The following is a 15,822-nucleotide window of genomic DNA, read 5'->3' as shown; positions in this document are numbered from 1 at the left end:
AATCAGGGATATCGCTCTGGGGTTACGTCAGGGGTAAACGACCATGACAGATCCTGAAGCCGGCGGTCGCCGTCTCCGCACCCAGGTGGAAAGCCACGATGTCGAGGCGCTGGAAAAGCAGACCAAGGCCTTGCGCGCGGTCGATTACCGATGCGGTGGCGGAATGTGCCGCGAAGCCGTCATGGCGCGACTTCACCACGGGCACCGGTTGCTCGGAATGTCGATCTCCGATGCGGTGCGGCCGAGACTTTTCTCCGCCGTCGCCGATTTGCACAACCTCGCCGGATGGACCTGTTTCGACAGCGGCCGGGTGGTCGGCGCGCACCACCATCTCGCGCTCGCGCTGGGTTTCGCGGCCGACGGCGGCGACCACGAATTGGCTGCGAACATCCATTACCGCCGGGGCCGGGTACATCTCCACCACGGTGCTCCCGACGAGGCGCTGACCCAATTCCGGCTCGGCAGGCGGGCGGCGGCACGGTCGGGATCGAAGCTGGCCGCGAGCATCTTGAGCGCGAACGAGGGCTGGGCCCATGCCAAGAAGGGCGAAGCGGACCTCGCCGTCGGACTGCTCGATCGGGCCCGCGACGAATTCGCTGAAAAGGGTGACGTGGAGCCACCCGATTGGGCGAGGTTCTTCACCGCGATCGACGTTTCCGCGATGGCCGGTTCGATCCACACGGATCTCGCTTTGTGCCACGGCGGACGGCACGTCGGCCTGGCGATCTCGACGCTGACCTACGCGGTCGGGGCCTATGGGCCGGAAATGCGGCGCAGCCGGTCGCTGTGTCTCATCATGCTGGCGATCGGGCATCTCCTGGACCGGGACACCGATCAAGCGCTGGCCGTCGGAATCGAAGCCCTCGAAACCGCCGGGACGCTCGAATCCACCCGGACCAGGGACAGGCTCCGTCCGCTCGAAGAAGAAGTCGCGAAACACCTCGACGATCCCGATTGCCGGGCTCTGTCCGAAGTGGTCACCTGGTTCGCCGGCCCGGCCGATACCTGAGAAAACTTCGTTTGTACGGCCCTTGTATTCGTGCTGATCATGCTGGCCGGACAAACGTCGGTTCGTCCAGGAGGCAGGAATTGTTGACCAAGGTAGCCGTGCTCGCGACAGCGACCGCGTTCTCCTTCGGCGTGGCCGCACCGGCCAGCGCCGAAGTGACCGTGGCCGCGTTGCCCGCGGCCAGTATGGAAGCGGTGCTCAAGGCCGCGCAGATCGATCCGCGCCGGGCCGACAGTGCCCTGACGCCGGGCGCCAAGGACAGCGTGCTGCTCGTCGAGCAGGCGCTGGCCGCGAAAGGGCTGCTCGACCAGCAGTACGTCGACGGCCACTTCGGCACGTCGACGATCACGGCCTACTCCAGCTACCAGAAGTCGCTGGGGTACACCGGGATCGACGCGTCCGGGCTGCCGGGCAAGACGTCGCTGGAGAAGCTGGGCGCCGACCGGTACACCGTCACCGCGGCGGTCTCGGCGGGTAGCCGCCTGACCTACCACGGCAAGACGATGAACACCCGGACCAAGGCGATGCTCGTCAAGGCGGAGGGTCTGCTCGGCAGGCAGCTCACCATCACCCAGGGGTCGTACAACCCCGGCGGCGTCGGCGCTTCGGCCGGTACGCACGACGGCGGCGGCGCGCTGGACATCGGCGTGGAAGGGATGTCTTCGGCGACGAGGACCGACGTCGCGCGGAAGCTGCGTCAGGTCGGCTTCGCCGCTTGGGTCCGGACCCCGGCCCAGGGCTTCGCCTACCACATCCACGCCATCGCGCTGTCCGATCCGGACCTCTCGTCCGGTGCGCAGCACCAGGCCGGTGACTACTACCTCGGGTACAACGGCCTCGCCGGCCGCGGCTCGGACGACGGCCCCGCCGTCTCGCCGAAGCTCACTTGGGAGGAATACCAGCGGGCGTGATCCGCTGATCCGAAGGCCACCTTCCGCCGATCTTGATCATCGGCGAAAGGTGGCCTTCAGGCTGCCCGGGAACCCCCGGGTAGGCTTCGGCGCGACGGCAAAACCAGCGGGAAGGGAACATCGCGTGGAGGCTCAACCGGTCGGTCAGTGGCTCGACGAGCTGGCTTCGAAGGCCTCGACGCCCGGTGGTGGCGCGGCGGCCGCGATGAACGCCGCGGTGGGCGCCGCCCTGGTCTCCATGGTGTGCAACCTGACCATCGGCAAGCCGAAGTACGCCGAGCACGAAGCGGCCATGACCGAGGCGCTCGGCACCGCCGAGGACCTCCGTGAGCGCGCTCTCGGCCTCGCCGCCGACGACGCGGCCGCCTTCGACGCGGTGGTCGCCGCGTACAAGCTCCCCAAGTCGACCGACGAGGAGAAGCAGGCCCGCAGCGCCGCGATCCAGACCGCCCTGGTCGGCGCCGCCGACGTCCCGCTGCGTACGGCGGCCCTCGCGGCCGACGTCATCGATGTCGCCGCCTCGATCCTCGAAGGCGCCAACACCAACGTCATCTCCGACATCGCGGTCGCGGCCTCCTCCGCCAAGTCCGCACTCGAATCGGCCGTGGTCAACGTCGAGGTCAACCTCGCGTCGATGTCCGACGAGCAGCTCCGCAAGGAGACCGAGGCCCGCCTCGCCGAGTACACCCCCGCCGCCGGGCGCGCCGACGCCCTCGTCACCCAGGTCCGCGAAAGGATCGCCCGATGACGCTGATCGACGGGCGCGCGATCGCCGCCGCCATCACCGCCGAGGTCACCGAGACCGCCGCCAAGCTGCGCGAGGCGGGCACCGCCCCGACGCTGGCCGTGCTCGTGCCGACCGACGACGACGCCACGGCCTGGTACGTCCGCTCCATCGAACGCGCCGCCAAGAAGGTCGGCGTCGACTGCCGCGTGGTGCAGCTGGAGAAGCCGAGCGGCGAGGACGTCACCCGGGAACTCGACAAGCTGTCCGCGGACCCGTCGGTCCACGGCATCATCTGCCAGACGCCGCTGCCCGAGGGCGTCACGCTCGACGACGTCGGCGCGCACATCGACCCGCGCAAGGACGTCGACGGCGCCAACCCGGTCAGCCTCGGCCGCCTCACCGCGGGCCTGCCGACCTACGCGCCCGCCACCGCCGCCGCGGTACTGGAGATCCTGAAGCGCGAGCAGGTCGCCCTCTCCGGCGCCCAGGTCGCCGTCGTGGGCCGCTCGACCGTGGTCGGCAAGCCCGCCGCGTTGCTGCTGCTCGCCGAGAACGCGACGGTGACCGTCTGCCACTCGCGCACCAAGGACCTCGCCGCGGTCACCAAGACGGCGGACGTCCTGGTGGTCGCGGTCGGCCGTGCGCACTTCATCGGCGCGGACCACGTCAAGCCGGGTGCCGTGGTGATCGACGTCGGCACCAACCCGACGCCCGAAGGCGGCCTCGTCGGCGACGTCGATCAGGCCGCGGTCGAGGCGATCGCCGGTTCGATCACGCCGGTTCCCGGTGGCGTCGGCCCGGTCACGACGTCGTTGCTGCTGCTGCACACCGTCACGGCCGCGCAGGCCTGACCCCGGAGCCGACGACGGCGGTGACCGTCTTCCGCACCTGTGCCGCGTCCGGCGCGGCACCGGTGCGATCGGCGAACAGCAGGTGCGTGCCACCGATGAGGGTGGCCGCGAGCGTGTCGACGTCGGCGTCCGTGGCCAGCCTGCCGAGATCGCGTTCGGCAGCGAGGTAGCCGCCGATCATCACCGCCGCCTGCGTCAGCACCGGGACCCCGGCGGGCCATTCTCGGCGTAACCGGGCGCGCAGTTCGTCGCGGAAGATCACGAGCGGGACGATCGCGACCGCGACCGACTCGAACACCGCGATCAGCGTTTCGGTCAGGTTTTCGACGACGTCGCCGGTTCCGGCGGCGTCCTTCAGGGTGGCCGCCTTCTCGTCCATTTTCTCGACGCGGTCCAGCACGAACTCGGCCAGGAACGCGTCGAAGTCGGCGAAATGCCGGTGCAGCACGCCTTTCGCGCAGTCCGCCTCCGTGGTGACCGCGCGGCTGGTGAGCCCGCTCGGCCCATCCCGCAGCAGGACTCGCTCGGCGGCGTCGAACAGCTGCGCGCGTACTTCGCGCAGGGCTACCCCGGTGGGCATACGACTCCCTTGCGTTGACGAGTGGGCACATGCCCACTTATGGTGGGCGCATGCCCACTCTACCGTCGGGGCGTGAGCCTCACCGTCATCGACAGGCCGCGGAATCCTTCGGCGTGGACGCCGGACGTTACGACCGGACCAGGCCCGCCTATCCCCCGGAACTCATCGATCACCTCGTCGCGTCCGCCCCCGGGCGGGTCACCCTCGACGTCGGTGTCGGCACCGGCATCGAAGCGCGTCAGCTCCAGAAGGCGGGCTGCCTTGTGCTGGGCGTCGAGCCGGATCCCCGGATGGCCGAATTCGCCCGCACGAGCGGCGTCGACGTCGAAACCGCGACCTTCGAAGACTGGGAGCCCGTCGGGCGCCGGTTCGACCTGCTCGTTTCCGGGCAGGCCTGGCATTGGGTGGATCCGGTCGTGGGCGCTGCCAAGGCCGCCGAAGTACTGCGACCGGGCGGCCTCTGGGCCGCGTTCTGGCACGTGCCCGAACCACCCGAAGCGGTCACAGGCGCGCTGACGGACGCGTACCGCCGACACGTGCCCGATTCCCCGATCGACCTCAAGAACGTGCCGAAGCAGTCCTCCGACCCGTACGGGCCGATCCTCGCCAAGGCAGCCGACGGCCTCCGTGAAGCAGGCGGCTTCGGCGAGCCGGAGCGAAGCCGCTACGACTGGGAACGGGTGTACACACGGGACGAATGGTTGGACCAGATCCCGACGTTCGGCTCGCTGACGTGGGTCGACCCCGGGCCGCGGCAGGAAATCCTCGCCGAGGTCGGCGCGGCGATCGACCGGCTGGGCGGCCGGTTCACCGTGCGCTATGCCACCGTCGCGATCGCCGCGATCCGCGACTGACCTGCCGGTGACGGGAGCCGCGCCGCTCCCGCCACCGGCGTCCGTCAGGGGGTGACCGGGATGTTGGTCAGCCCGTTCACCGCCCTCGACACGGTGTTGGACGCGTAGACGACGTTGGGTCGTTCCGCGCATTTCGACGTCGACGTGATCTTGACGGCGTACTGGCCGACGCCGCCCAGATCGGACCTGTTGTTCCGCCACACGTTCCCGCAGCCGTTCAGGAAGGACGGCGTAGTGCCGGGGTTGTGCGTCTCGTAGCCGTTCACGAACGTCCCTGGTGAGGCGAAGGTGCCGGTGTTGTCCTCGATGACGTAGCCGGTTCCCTTGACGTCGACCCAGGAATCGGCCGAGTTCTCCCCACTGATGCCTTGGCCGTCGAAGGTGTTGCCGCGGATGACGCCGTCGGTGGTGCCTTCCTTGACGTCGATGGATTCCGCCGCGACGTACGGTCCGATGTGGTTGCCGAGCACCTGGATCCGGTCGCTGCGGTCGACGCCGCCGGAGTTCCCGTGACACCCCCAATTCGAGTTCGCCGACCCGAGGTAGACGCCCTCGCCGTAACCCGCCTGCACGAGGCCGGTGTGGCTGATCGTCGAATCACGGATGACGCTGTCGGCCGAGGAACGGCGGAAGTGGACGCCCTCCTCGTCGATCCGATGCACGCGGACGCCGTCGATGACGGTGTGGTGGGAGTCGTCCGCGACGATCCCCTTCTTCGACTCCTGCACGGTGAAACCGTCGAGGTGCCAGTAAGGCGCGCCGTACAGCCAGAGCCCGTATCCGGAGTCCCAGCCCGCCGTCGGTGCGGGGCACGAGGGCGCGGTGCCCGACGGGCCGTCGTTGATCAGGACCGCCGTGGCCGGCCCGGTGACCGTGATCGGCGCGCTCGCCGTGCCGGGTTTCGTGGCCACGAAGGAGCCTCGGTAGGTCCCGGCGGCCAGCCGGATGGTCTGACCAGGGGCGGCCGCCGCCAGCGCCGCCTGCAGTTCGGCCGCGGTGCCGACGTCGACGACGTCTCCGGGTGGGACGGTGGCGGACGTCGGCGGCTTGCTGGTCGTGGCGGTCGTAGTCGTCGTCGGTGGGCTCGTGGTGGTCGGGACTCCTCCCCCGCAGGGACTTCCGTTGACCGTGCACCCGGACGGGACACCGAGACCGCTGGTGTTGAACCCGAAGCTCGCCGTGGCGCCCGGTTTGATCGTGCCGTTGAAGTCCGCGTTCGAGACCTTGTAGTGCTGCCCGGCCCTGGTCAGCACGGAACTCCACGACGTGGTGATCGTCGTCCCGGCGGGGAGATCGAACTCGATCGTCCACTGTGCGCTGTTCGCGTCGCCGGAGTTGGCGATCGTGTACTTACCGCCGTAACCGCTGTCCCACGCCGAACTCTGGGCGAAGGTGGCGGACAGGCTGGGCGCGGCCGCCTCCGCGGTGACGACGGCGCCGAACAGGCCGGCCGCCGACACCGTGGCCGCGATCGCGGCGAGCAGTCGTTTCCTCGTCATTCCGTGCCTCCGCACTGTGATCCGGCGATCGTGCAGGCGACCGGGAGCCCCTGACCGGCGGCGTTGAAGCCGAAGCTCGCCGTCGCACCGGGTTTGACGCTTCCGTTGTGCGTCGCGTTCCCGAATCGGTAGTGCTGCCCGGCCTTGGTCAGCACCGAGCTCCACGAACCGCTGATCGTGGTCCCGGCGGGCAGGTCGAACTCGACGGCCCACGAGCCCACCGCCGCCGAGCAGGTGTTGGTGACGGTGAACCCGCCGCCGTAACCGCTGTCCCACACCGACTTCCGTGCGAACGTCGCGGTCAGGCACGCACCGGGGTCAGGTGTACTCGTGGTGGTTGTCGGTGTCGTGGACGTCGGCGTGCCGGTCTGCCCCGTCGACGACGACGGCGGAGTGCCGTCGACGGACTTCAGGAACAGTGACGACGCGGCGTCGGTCTTGGTCGCGTCGACCCCGTGGCCACCGGTGTAATCCCGCTGCTCGTTCTTCGCCCAGTCGGTGATCGGCGTGCCGCCGATGTCGAGGTGCTTGTACGCGGTGCCGTCCCAGCCGAAGACGTAGACGCGGTGCCGGTCGGCGTAGAAGTCGTTATACGGTCCGCCGTCCGTCGCCTGCTTGGTCATGGCGTTGTTGAAGAACACGTTGCGGTAGCCGGAAGCACCCGACCACTTGACGGCCTTCTTGCCCGCGCCCCACCAGATCGGGAACCAGTTCGAGTCGTCGGGTCCGCCGCCGCCCTCCTCGCCGCAGTTGGCCCGGCAGTTCCCCGAACGGTGCGCGTACGAGACCTTCACCGTGTTGAGCTCGAAGAGGTTGTTGCGCTCCCAGCCGCCGTGAAGGTTCAGATCGGAGTCGAACGAGTTGCCGATCACCACGTTGCCCGAGGCGGACCACTGGAAGGTGAAGTGCCGCAACAGGGTCGAAGTGTTCCCGGCGTAGAGCGAGTCCCAGACGCGAGAGCCGCGGAAGTAGCCGTTGCCACCCTTGCCCTTGTTCCACGAGCCGTTGAGTTCGTTGTCGACGATCTGGAGGTTCTTCGCCTCCTCCGTGACGATCGGATGCGACCCGGTCATGTCCGCGCGGATCCCGCGCACCCACGAGTTCGCCGCCCACTTGAAGACGATCCCGTGCATCTCGGCCGCGGGCGCCATGTTGCCGTAGTTGTTGTTCGCCTCGGCCGGGTTCAAGCCCGGCATGTCCTGGGTGAAGCCGAGATTCTCGAACCCGACGCCGAGGACCGGGTCGACCAGCGGGGAAGCCTTCGAGTCGTACGTGGCGCCGTCGATCGGAGCGGAACCGTCCGAAGTGGACGTGACCGGGACGTCGTACTCGAGCGGCTTGTCGAGGGTGATGGTGCGCGCGGACGTGTCCAGTGCCGCGATCGTGAGGATCTGGGCGCGCATGTGCATGTTCAGCAACGGGAACGTGGTCGGGGTCGCCTGCTGCTGTTCGTAGAACTTCAGCGAGTTGGCCGCCCGGATGTTGACCAGGTTGCCCGCGGCGAGCGACGTGAGCGCACCGCTGCTCGCCAGGTGGACGACCCGGTCCCCCATCCGCGCGGCGAAAGCGGTGTCGCCCGGCTTGCCCCGCAGCTTCACGCCGGCCTTCCAATGGACGTTGACCGTGCCCTCGAAGATGTCCTTGCGATTGGCGGGCGCCGACGCGTAATCGCTCGCGTAGGACGAGTGCACTCCCCGGGACTGGACGCGGAACAACCCGCGCCCCGGCCACAGCCAGCCACCCTTGCCCGCGCCCGACGTCATCCCGTCCTCGTCCCAGTCCGAACCGTCCGGGGTGAGGGTGTCGTACAAGGTGTTCGCGTCGGGCCGGTAGACGAACTTCGTCGCGTCCTTGCCGGCGCCGCGCAGGATCAGGTAGTCGGCGTCGACGTGGATCTCGTGCGTGACGTCGAAACGCCCGGCGGCGAAGGTGATCGTGCTCAGCTTGGTGTAACTCCCGGACGGCGAGCAGGCGCTCTTGATCCCGTCGATCGCCGCCTGGATCCCGTTGGTGTCGTCGGCGCCGTCGTCCGGCTTGACGTTGTACTGGCTCGCCAGCTCGGCCGCGGTGACCTGGCAGGTGGCGCTGGGATTCACTTCGGCGGAGCCGGGAAGTGCGGCACCGCCCCGATATCCGGCCCTGGACCAGTCGTAGAGCCCCGCGACCGGTGCGCGGCGGTTGGCCGCTCCGGTGTCGAGGCCGGTCAGCGCCCCCGGCCCCGGCCCCGGTGCCGCGTCCGCCGCGCCGGGCGGTAGCTGCAGCAGGGCGGTGGTGGCGACCACGGCGGAGACCGCCGCTAGGACGGCACGACGAAGAGGACTTTTTCGGGACACCCGAAACCTCCGTGACGGACTGACGGAAGGTGTTGCGGCGTGTACACCCGGACCCAGTCTTTATAGTTCACGTTCCTGTCACCCGTCAACGGATGTGAATAACGTCCATATATGTGAACATACTGAGTGTCGACACCTCGCCGACGAAGGCGGAACTCGCGTGACCAGACACCGCACTCGCGTGCTCAGGGACGGATCTTGCGTGCCTGGAAGCCGCACTCGGTGAACGGTCTCCGATCACGCGAGATCCGCCTCCAAGCACCCGAGATCCGGCTTTGGGCACGCGAGATCCGGCGGCTAGGGCGTGTTTCATAAGTCTGTTCGATGGGCTTCGTGATCCAGGTGGTTCCTGGCGGTGCGGGCGGATCGCCCTCGTACCGGGTCGTACTCGGGCGTATCCGCCCGTGCCGTCAGGGGCCGCCTGGGCGCGAAGACCGCGAACCCGACTTGTGAAACACGCCCTAGCTCTCCCCCGAGCGGAAGCGATCGAGCACGCGCCGCTCCCGTTTGGTCGGCCGTCCCGCACCTCGCTCGCGCCGCGCCACCGGGATCGCGGACTCGGGAGGAGGTGCGGGTGTCCGGTCGATGAAGCAGGTCGCCGCGTCGGCGGCCCCGACGCGCTTCTGGATCACCCGCGTCACTTCCAAGATCCGCGTGGTGTCGTGGACCCGGGCGCGCACCTCGTCGCCGGCGACGACCGTGGTGGCGGGCTTGGCGGGTTTGCCGTTCACGCGGACATGCCCGCCACGGCACGCCGCGGCGGCGTCCGGACGCGTTTTCGTCAGCCGGACGGCCCACAGCCAGCGATCAACTCGAGTGGACTCCACAGCCGTACATAGTGGCCCATCCGCGCGCCGGACGCCCGCCTACCTGGCCGGAGACTGAAGAAAAGAATCGCCGCCTTTATTGCCACCCGCCGAGACCGTAGGTATAACTTGTTCTAAATGCCTCAACGGTGAGGATGATCACATGAGCGACGAACCCATGCGCAATAGCAGTTCTGGCCAATTGTCGCGCCGCCTATTCATCACAGGAACGAGTTCTATCTTGGGGGCCGCCGCCCTGAGTGGGACAGCATTCGCCGGTCAAGAGAACAAACCCGCCGCGAACTCGATCGCCGACGCGGCGCGCATCCCGGCACTCGTCATCGGTTCCGGCTACGGCGGCTGCGTCGCCGCGCTCCGGCTCGCCGAGGCGGGCGTCGACGTCCATCTCGTCGAACTGGGGATGTCCTGGGACACCCCGGGCACGGACGGCAAGATCTTCGCCAACACCACGACCCCGGACTATCGCTCGTTCTGGCTGCGGACCAGGACCAAACAGCCGCTGAGCAACTTCCTCGGTTTCCCGATCGACAAGGACGTCCCGCGCTACACCGGCATCCTCGACGCCGAGGAGTTCGCCGGGATCACCGTCTACCAGGGCCGCGGTGTCGGCGGTGGTTCGCTGGTCAACGGCGGGATGGCGGTGACACCCAAGCGCGAGAACTTCGGCACGGTCCTGCCCACGGTCAACGCCGACGAGATGTACGGCACCTACTACCCGCGCGCCAACGCCGGCCTCGGTGTCGCCACCATCGACCAGAACTGGTTCGAGACCGCCGAGTGCTACCAGTACGCGCGGGTCGGCCGGAAACACGCACAGCGATCGGGTTTCCCGTTCCTGTTCGTCCCGGACGTGTACGACTGGGACTACATGAAGAAGGAGCAGGCGGGCACCGTCCCGAAGTCCGCGCTGGCGGGTGAGATCCTCTACGGCAACAACGCCGGCAAGAAGTCGTTGCAGCAGACGTATCTTCCGCGCATCCGCGCGACCGGGCGGGTGACGATCTCGCCCCTGCACCGCGTCACCTCGGTCACGCCGGCGTCCGGCGGCGGATACACGGTGGTGATGGAGCAGCTCGACACCAGCGGCGCGGTGACCGCGACCAAATCCGTGACCTCGGACAAGGTCTTCTTCGCCGCCGGCAGCGTCGGCACGAGCAAGCTGCTGGTCAAGCTCAAGGCCACCGGCGCGCTGCCCAACCTCGGCAACGAGGTCGGCAAAGGCTGGGGCGACAACGGGAACGTCATGTGCGGCCGGGCCAACCACATGTGGGACGCCACGGGTGCGCTGCAGTCGTCCATCCCCACCGCCGGGATCGACAACTGGGCGGCGGGCGGCGCGTTCGCCGAGGTCGCGCCGCTGCCGACCGGGATCGAGACCTTCGCGTCGTTCTACCTGTCGATCACCAAGAACCCCAACCGCGGCACGTTCTCCTGGAACGCGGGCGCGAACAAGGTCGACCTCAACTGGCAGACCGCGTGGAAACAACCGTCGATCGACATGGCGAAGACGATCTTCGACAAGATCAATGCGAAGGAAGGGACGATCTACCGGACCGACCTCTTCGGCGTCTACAAGATCTGGGGCGACCATCTCACCTACCACCCGCTCGGTGGCGCGGTGCTGGGCAAGGCGACCGACAACTACGGACGGCTCAACGGGTACCCGGGCCTTTATGTGATCGACGGTGCGCTGATTCCGGGTAATACGTCGGTGAACCCGTTCGTCACCATTACCGCGCTGGCGGAACGGAACATCGAAAAGATCGTCGCCACCGATTTGTGACGACGATCAAATAAGGGGCCGGGGCGCGTGCCCCGGCCCTTTCTCATATCTTCGGCAGTACGCAGACCGTGTCGATCCCCAATACGTGGTTCAGCCGCCCGAAGGCGAGCCAAGACCCGATGCTCATACTCAGTTCCACGATTTCGCGCTGGCTGTAGAACTCGCCCATCCGCTTCCAGAATTCGTCGTCGATGCCGTGGTGGTCGAGCGCGTAGCGTTCGGCGTACTCGGCGGCCAGCCGGGTCCGTTCGTCGAACGCCTCCGTGGTCCGCCACTCGGTCACCGCGTCGGCGAACCCCTCCTCGACCTTCTCGCCGTCGCGATCGGTCCGCCAGTCCAGGCAGAAGACGCAGCCGTTGATCTGCGCGATCCGCAGCCGCGCGGCCTCGAACTCGCGCAGGCCGAGCGTCGTATGGGAGTAGACCGCCAGGGAGAGCTGGGACGCCGCGACGCCGATGCCGGGCACCATCTCGCCCCATACGTAGCCGATCGGGTCCTTGCCCTCGGGGATGTCGATGTTCATCGCGCGCTCCTTCCGAGCTTGCCGGTGGCCGGTCGCAACGGGACGTCCAGTGCGTCGTAGAGCCCGGGTTTGGCGTCCACGAGCCAGTCGATGGCGCCGACCAGCCTGCCGACCGCGGTCGCGTTGCCGCCCGCGGACCGGTTCTCGCCTTCGTCGGTGGCCTCGACGGAGACCTCGATCCTCGGGCGACCTTCGATGATCACCCGGTGCGCCCCGTCACCATTGGGCGGTGTGGGCCAGTCCGGCGCGCACGACGCGTGGATGCGGGTGACGTGTTCGATGACGATGCGGGGTTCGCCGTCCACAATGCCCTGGACCTCGAACCGGACAGCACCCTGCGTCCCCGCCTCGAACTCGCCCATCGCCCGTGTGGTCACGGTTTCTTCGAGCGGACGCCGGTCCAGCGTCTCGCGGATGTCGTCGAGGTCGACGCCGAGACCACGCGCGATCAGCCGTACCTGCCCGCCCCACACCATGGTCGGGACCGACGGTGCCAGCATCGGCGGCTGGTAGTCCATCGGCTGTCCCATGCCGACCAGATAACGCACCGAATCCGGCTGGTCGTAGGTGGAGTAGTCGAAGATCTCCTGGCAGCGGACCGCGTCCACGGTGGTGCCGAGCCCGCTGATCAGCAACGGCAGGATGTCGTTGCCCCAGCCGGGGTCGACGCCGGAGACGAACAGGGAACCACCGCCCTCGGCGATCGCGGTGAGCACGGGCTCCCGCAGTTCGTCGGGCGCGTTGCGCTGGTCGTAGAGCGCGTAGAGCGCCGGCGTCACCACCACCGCCCCCGCCCGGATCGCGCGGACGATGTCGGCCAGCGCGTCGGCGGGCCGGATGTCACCGGACGCCGCGTACACCACCGCCCGCGGACCCGCCGCCAGAATCGCTTCGACGTCATCGGTCGCCGCCACACCCAGTTCACCGTCGACACCCGCGAGCGCGGCCGCGTCACGGCCGACCTTCGCGGGATCGTGCACGAGCACACCGGCGAGTTCCAGGGCCGGATGCGCGTCGACGGCCCGGATGGAAGCACGGCCGATGTTGCCTGTACCCCAGACAACTGTGGGAATCATGAAGTCGAGGTTAACGGATTCGAAGTTCGGTTCCCAGTACCGAAACAATCACGAAAACCGCAGGTCAGAGTGCATTACTCGGCTTCAATCAAGGGGGCAACGAAAGCGTTCCGGTACGCGGAACGAACGCGGTTTTCTTCGGTGACCGGCATTACCCGTTCCGCCATTTGCCAGCTCTCCGCGGTCGATCGGAGTTGAGGCTTGGCGGTATCGCTGTGTAGTGTGCGTTCCCGTGACGAGCCCCGAGTCCGACAGAACCCAGCCGCCGGTCGTCCGGCGGCGAGTCGTCGTGTCCGGCCGTTAGGCATCGGCCCCTCTCGCTTCCCGGTGACCGGAGCGCTTTTCCGTGCGCCCGGCCGGGTTCTCCCCTGTCCCGCGCACGGCTCCTCCTGCTCACCTTCTGTCTGGGAGTCGTCCGTTGCCCCTGTTCGTCTACGTCCTCGGCCTTGCCGTCTTCGCGCAAGGCACCTCCGAATTCATGGCCTCCGGTCTCGTGCCGGGGATCGCCGGTGACCTGTCGGTCTCGGTCGGCGCGGCCGCCGCGCTGACGTCCGCTTACGCCGTCGGAATGATCGTCGGCGCCCCCGCCATGGCCGTGCTCAGCGCACGCTGGCCACGCCGCCGGGCGCTGGCCGGATTCCTGACCGCGTTCGTGGTGGTGCACGTGATCGGTGCGCTCACCACGAGTTTCCCGGTGCTGTTCGGCACCAGGATCGTCGCGGCGATCGTCAACGCCGGATTCCTCGCCGTCGCGATGCCCGTCGCGGTCTCCTTGGCTGCGCCTGGAAAGCAGTCACGGGCGACCGCTGTTCTGCTGTCGGGTGTGACGCTGTCGTGTGTCGCCGGCGTACCCGCCGGATCGGTGCTCGGCGATCTCGCCGGCTGGCGATCGGCTTTCTGGGCGGTCGCCGTGTTGTGCCTGCCCGCGCTGGTGCTGGTGTTCCGCTCGGCTCCGGCCGACGCGCCCGGACGGCACGAGATCTCGATCCGGCGGGAGACCCGTGAACTGAAGGAGCGCTCAGTACGGCAGGCGATGGTCCTCGCCGCCTTGGTCAACGGAGCGACCTTCGCGACGTTCGCCTTCCTCGCCGTCATCGCGACGGACGTCGCACGCCTTCCCAGCGGTGCGGTCTCCGGTCTGCTCGCGGCTTTCGGTGTCGGCGCGTTCCTCGGGGTCACCGTGGCCGGCCGCACCGGTGACGGCGAACTCCGGCGTGGCCTGGTGCTCGCGTTGTGCGCATTGCCCGTCGGCTGGGCGCTGCTGGCGACGACCGGTGCGCATCCGATCGCGCTCTTCGTCGTGACGACCGTCCAAGGTGGACTGTCGTTCGGCTGCGGGTCCGCGCTCGTGGCCCGGGTCATGCACGTGGCGCCCGGCGCGCCGACGCTCGGTGGTTCGTTCGCCACGGTCGCGCTCAACGCGGGCGCGTTCCTGGGACCGGTGCTCGCCGGTCTCGTCACCGAGGCGACGGACGAATACCGTTACGCCGTCTGGATCAGTGCGGCGATCGCCGCACTGGCCCTCTTGGCTGTTCGGCCGGTGAAGGTGACGAGTCGCTCTTGAGCCGAGCGTGCACGTGGACGTCGTGCCAGCCGTCCGCGTGCAGCATCGAAGACCGCAAGGTTCCTTCGAGGCCGTACCCGGCCTTGTCCGCGACGCGGCACGAGGCGGCGTTCGCGGTGGAATGCAGGAGGGACAGCCTGTTCAGCCGGACGGTTCCGAACGCCCACCGCGTCAACGCCGCCACCGCGCCGGACGCGATCCCGGCGCCCCTGTCGGAAGGGAGGACCCAGTAGGACAGCTGTGCCGAAGCCTCGAAGAGCGAGATGGTGCGGAGGCCGACCTGTCCGACGACGCGGTCGTCGCGAGCGTCGACCACCGCCCAGCTCGCGTCCGTCTCGGCCGCCCAGCGCCGGTCCCAGCCTTCGATCCACGTCTGCGCCTCGTCTTCGCCGTCGATGCGACGGACGTGCCAGCGCTGGACGGCCGGGCACGCGAAGGCGGCTTCGACGGCCTCCACGTCGTCGGCACACCAAGGCCGGAGCAGGAGTCTGTCGTCGACGATCAGGCACGGCTGGGGCTCGGCCCGGAAGGTCCCGGCGGGCAGCACTGGCTCGATGAGCAGGGGCACGCGCTCATCATGGCGTACCGGCGGTCTGGGTAGCATCGGCCCGACCATGGAGATGATCACCATCCCGGCGGGCGAAGTGACGCTTTCGGACCGGCGGACGGAGCGGAGCTGGACGGTCGGCATCGCGTCCTTCCTGCTCGCGCCGGTGCCGGTCACCGCGAGCGAGACGAGCCGCTTCCCCCGCGTCGACGTCTCGTGGCTGGACGCTATCCGGTTCTGCAACGCCCTGTCCGAACGCGAAGGCCTGACCCCGGCCTACGAGGTGGACGAAGACGTCAAGTGGGACGTCGCCGCGAACGGATTCCGCCTGCCGTCCGAGGCGGAATGGGAGCACGCCTGCCGGGCCGGCACGACCGGCCCCCGCTACGGCCCGCTCGATGAAGTCGCTTGGTACCGCGAGAACTCGGCGGAGTCGGTGCACGAGGTCGGCGGGAAGGCGCCCAACGCTTGGGGCCTGCACGACATGCTGGGCAACGTCTGGGAATGGTGCTGGGACGTCTACGACGCCGAGGTGTACGGCGAGTACCGGGTCCTGCGGGGCGGTGGCTGGTTCGACGAGCACTGGAGTTGCCGGGCGTCGGTGCGGCGCCGCAGCCACCCGACGTTCCGCGTCGACGACGTCGGTTTCCGCCTCGCACGGACGTTGTGACCGCTGTGACCCCGGCGACGGCCCGCGACGATCACACGATTGAATGAGGGCACGGACGCCCGGCCGGG

Annotated in this window: 15 protein-coding genes; 8 read left to right on the top strand and 7 right to left on the bottom strand. The window is 68.5% G+C overall.

Translation table 11 applies throughout. The annotated features are described in order from the left end of the window. Positions 1-43: 43 nt before the first annotated feature. The 4 genes from H5J31_RS13075 to H5J31_RS13060 all read left to right on the top strand — a co-directional run bounded on the left by H5J31_RS13075 (position 44) and on the right by H5J31_RS13060 (position 3,498). Positions 44-1,009 carry a tetratricopeptide repeat protein gene (locus H5J31_RS13075; protein ID WP_181772797.1) on the top strand — a complete coding sequence of 322 codons (966 nt, stop codon included), beginning with the start codon at positions 44-46 and terminating at the stop codon, positions 1,007-1,009. A gap of 80 nt (positions 1,010-1,089) precedes the next feature. Continuing rightward, positions 1,090-1,920, top strand: a complete 831-nt coding sequence (locus H5J31_RS13070; protein WP_181772796.1) for a peptidoglycan-binding protein — start codon at positions 1,090-1,092, stop codon at positions 1,918-1,920. A gap of 124 nt (positions 1,921-2,044) precedes the next feature. Continuing rightward, positions 2,045-2,668: a cyclodeaminase/cyclohydrolase family protein gene (locus H5J31_RS13065; RefSeq protein WP_181772795.1), complete on the top strand. Its 624-nt coding sequence runs from the start codon at positions 2,045-2,047 to the stop codon at positions 2,666-2,668. Next, positions 2,665-3,498 carry a bifunctional 5,10-methylenetetrahydrofolate dehydrogenase/5,10-methenyltetrahydrofolate cyclohydrolase gene (locus tag H5J31_RS13060; RefSeq protein WP_181772794.1) on the top strand — a complete coding sequence of 278 codons (834 nt, stop codon included), beginning with the start codon at positions 2,665-2,667 and terminating at the stop codon, positions 3,496-3,498. Before H5J31_RS13065 ends, H5J31_RS13060 begins: the two co-directional genes overlap by 4 nt. Here the strand turns inward: H5J31_RS13060 and H5J31_RS13055 are convergent. Then, the gene (locus H5J31_RS13055) at positions 3,479-4,078 is read right to left on the bottom strand and encodes a TetR/AcrR family transcriptional regulator (protein ID WP_181772793.1); all 600 of its coding nucleotides are present in this window, start codon (positions 4,076-4,078) and stop codon (positions 3,479-3,481) included. The two genes, H5J31_RS13060 and H5J31_RS13055, sit on opposite strands and share 20 nt — an antisense overlap. A 113-nt stretch (positions 4,079-4,191) precedes the next feature. On the opposite strand from H5J31_RS13055, the gene H5J31_RS13050 reads away from it, so the two are divergent. Continuing rightward, positions 4,192-4,932 (top strand): class I SAM-dependent methyltransferase, encoded by a 741-nt coding sequence (locus H5J31_RS13050; RefSeq protein WP_328701473.1) that lies wholly within the window; start codon positions 4,192-4,194, stop codon positions 4,930-4,932. Positions 4,933-4,976: 44 nt separating this feature from the next. Here H5J31_RS13050 and H5J31_RS13045 read toward each other — a convergent pair whose 3' ends face one another. From H5J31_RS13045 to H5J31_RS13035, 3 genes are all read right to left on the bottom strand, one after another. Beyond that, positions 4,977-6,431 (bottom strand): cellulose binding domain-containing protein, encoded by a 1,455-nt coding sequence (locus tag H5J31_RS13045; protein ID WP_181772791.1) that lies wholly within the window; start codon positions 6,429-6,431, stop codon positions 4,977-4,979. Further along, positions 6,428-8,713, bottom strand: coding sequence for a cellulose binding domain-containing protein (locus tag H5J31_RS13040; protein WP_181772790.1), 2,286 nt, complete (start codon positions 8,711-8,713; stop codon positions 6,428-6,430). Before H5J31_RS13040 ends, H5J31_RS13045 begins: the two co-directional genes overlap by 4 nt. Before the next feature lie 512 nt (positions 8,714-9,225). Further along, complete coding sequence (locus H5J31_RS13035; RefSeq protein WP_181772789.1) at positions 9,226-9,591, bottom strand: RNA-binding S4 domain-containing protein; 366 nt, start codon at positions 9,589-9,591, stop codon at positions 9,226-9,228. 220 nt (positions 9,592-9,811) lie between these two features. On the opposite strand from H5J31_RS13035, the gene H5J31_RS13030 reads away from it, so the two are divergent. Further along, positions 9,812-11,374: a GMC oxidoreductase gene (locus tag H5J31_RS13030; protein WP_181772788.1), complete on the top strand. Its 1,563-nt coding sequence runs from the start codon at positions 9,812-9,814 to the stop codon at positions 11,372-11,374. A gap of 43 nt (positions 11,375-11,417) precedes the next feature. Here H5J31_RS13030 and H5J31_RS13025 read toward each other — a convergent pair whose 3' ends face one another. Further along, positions 11,418-11,897, bottom strand: a complete 480-nt coding sequence (locus tag H5J31_RS13025; protein ID WP_181772787.1) for a carboxymuconolactone decarboxylase family protein — start codon at positions 11,895-11,897, stop codon at positions 11,418-11,420. Further along, a complete protein-coding gene (locus tag H5J31_RS13020) occupies positions 11,894-12,973 on the bottom strand; it encodes an NAD(P)H-dependent amine dehydrogenase family protein (protein WP_181772786.1) in 1,080 nt (359 codons plus the stop codon). The genes H5J31_RS13025 and H5J31_RS13020 overlap by 4 nt, the downstream gene beginning before the upstream one ends. A 418-nt stretch (positions 12,974-13,391) precedes the next feature. On the opposite strand from H5J31_RS13020, the gene H5J31_RS13015 reads away from it, so the two are divergent. Then, the gene (locus H5J31_RS13015; RefSeq protein ID WP_181772785.1) at positions 13,392-14,537 is read left to right on the top strand and encodes a Cmx/CmrA family chloramphenicol efflux MFS transporter; all 1,146 of its coding nucleotides are present in this window, start codon (positions 13,392-13,394) and stop codon (positions 14,535-14,537) included. Here the strand turns inward: H5J31_RS13015 and H5J31_RS13010 are convergent. Beyond that, positions 14,470-15,105, bottom strand: a complete 636-nt coding sequence (locus tag H5J31_RS13010; protein ID WP_181772784.1) for a GNAT family N-acetyltransferase — start codon at positions 15,103-15,105, stop codon at positions 14,470-14,472. The two genes, H5J31_RS13015 and H5J31_RS13010, sit on opposite strands and share 68 nt — an antisense overlap. Before the next feature lie 46 nt (positions 15,106-15,151). Here H5J31_RS13010 and H5J31_RS13005 point away from each other — a divergent pair, with 46 nt between their 5' ends. Further along, on the top strand, positions 15,152-15,754 hold the full coding sequence (locus tag H5J31_RS13005) for a formylglycine-generating enzyme family protein (protein ID WP_181772783.1): 603 nt from the start codon (positions 15,152-15,154) through the stop codon (positions 15,752-15,754). Positions 15,755-15,822 lie beyond the last annotated feature (68 nt).

This window comes from Amycolatopsis pittospori (assembly GCF_013870525.1).
Lineage (GTDB): Bacteria > Actinomycetota > Actinomycetes > Mycobacteriales > Pseudonocardiaceae > Amycolatopsis > Amycolatopsis pittospori.
Note: the sequence above shows the minus strand (reverse complement) of the source record. Positions and strands in the feature narration are given on the sequence as shown.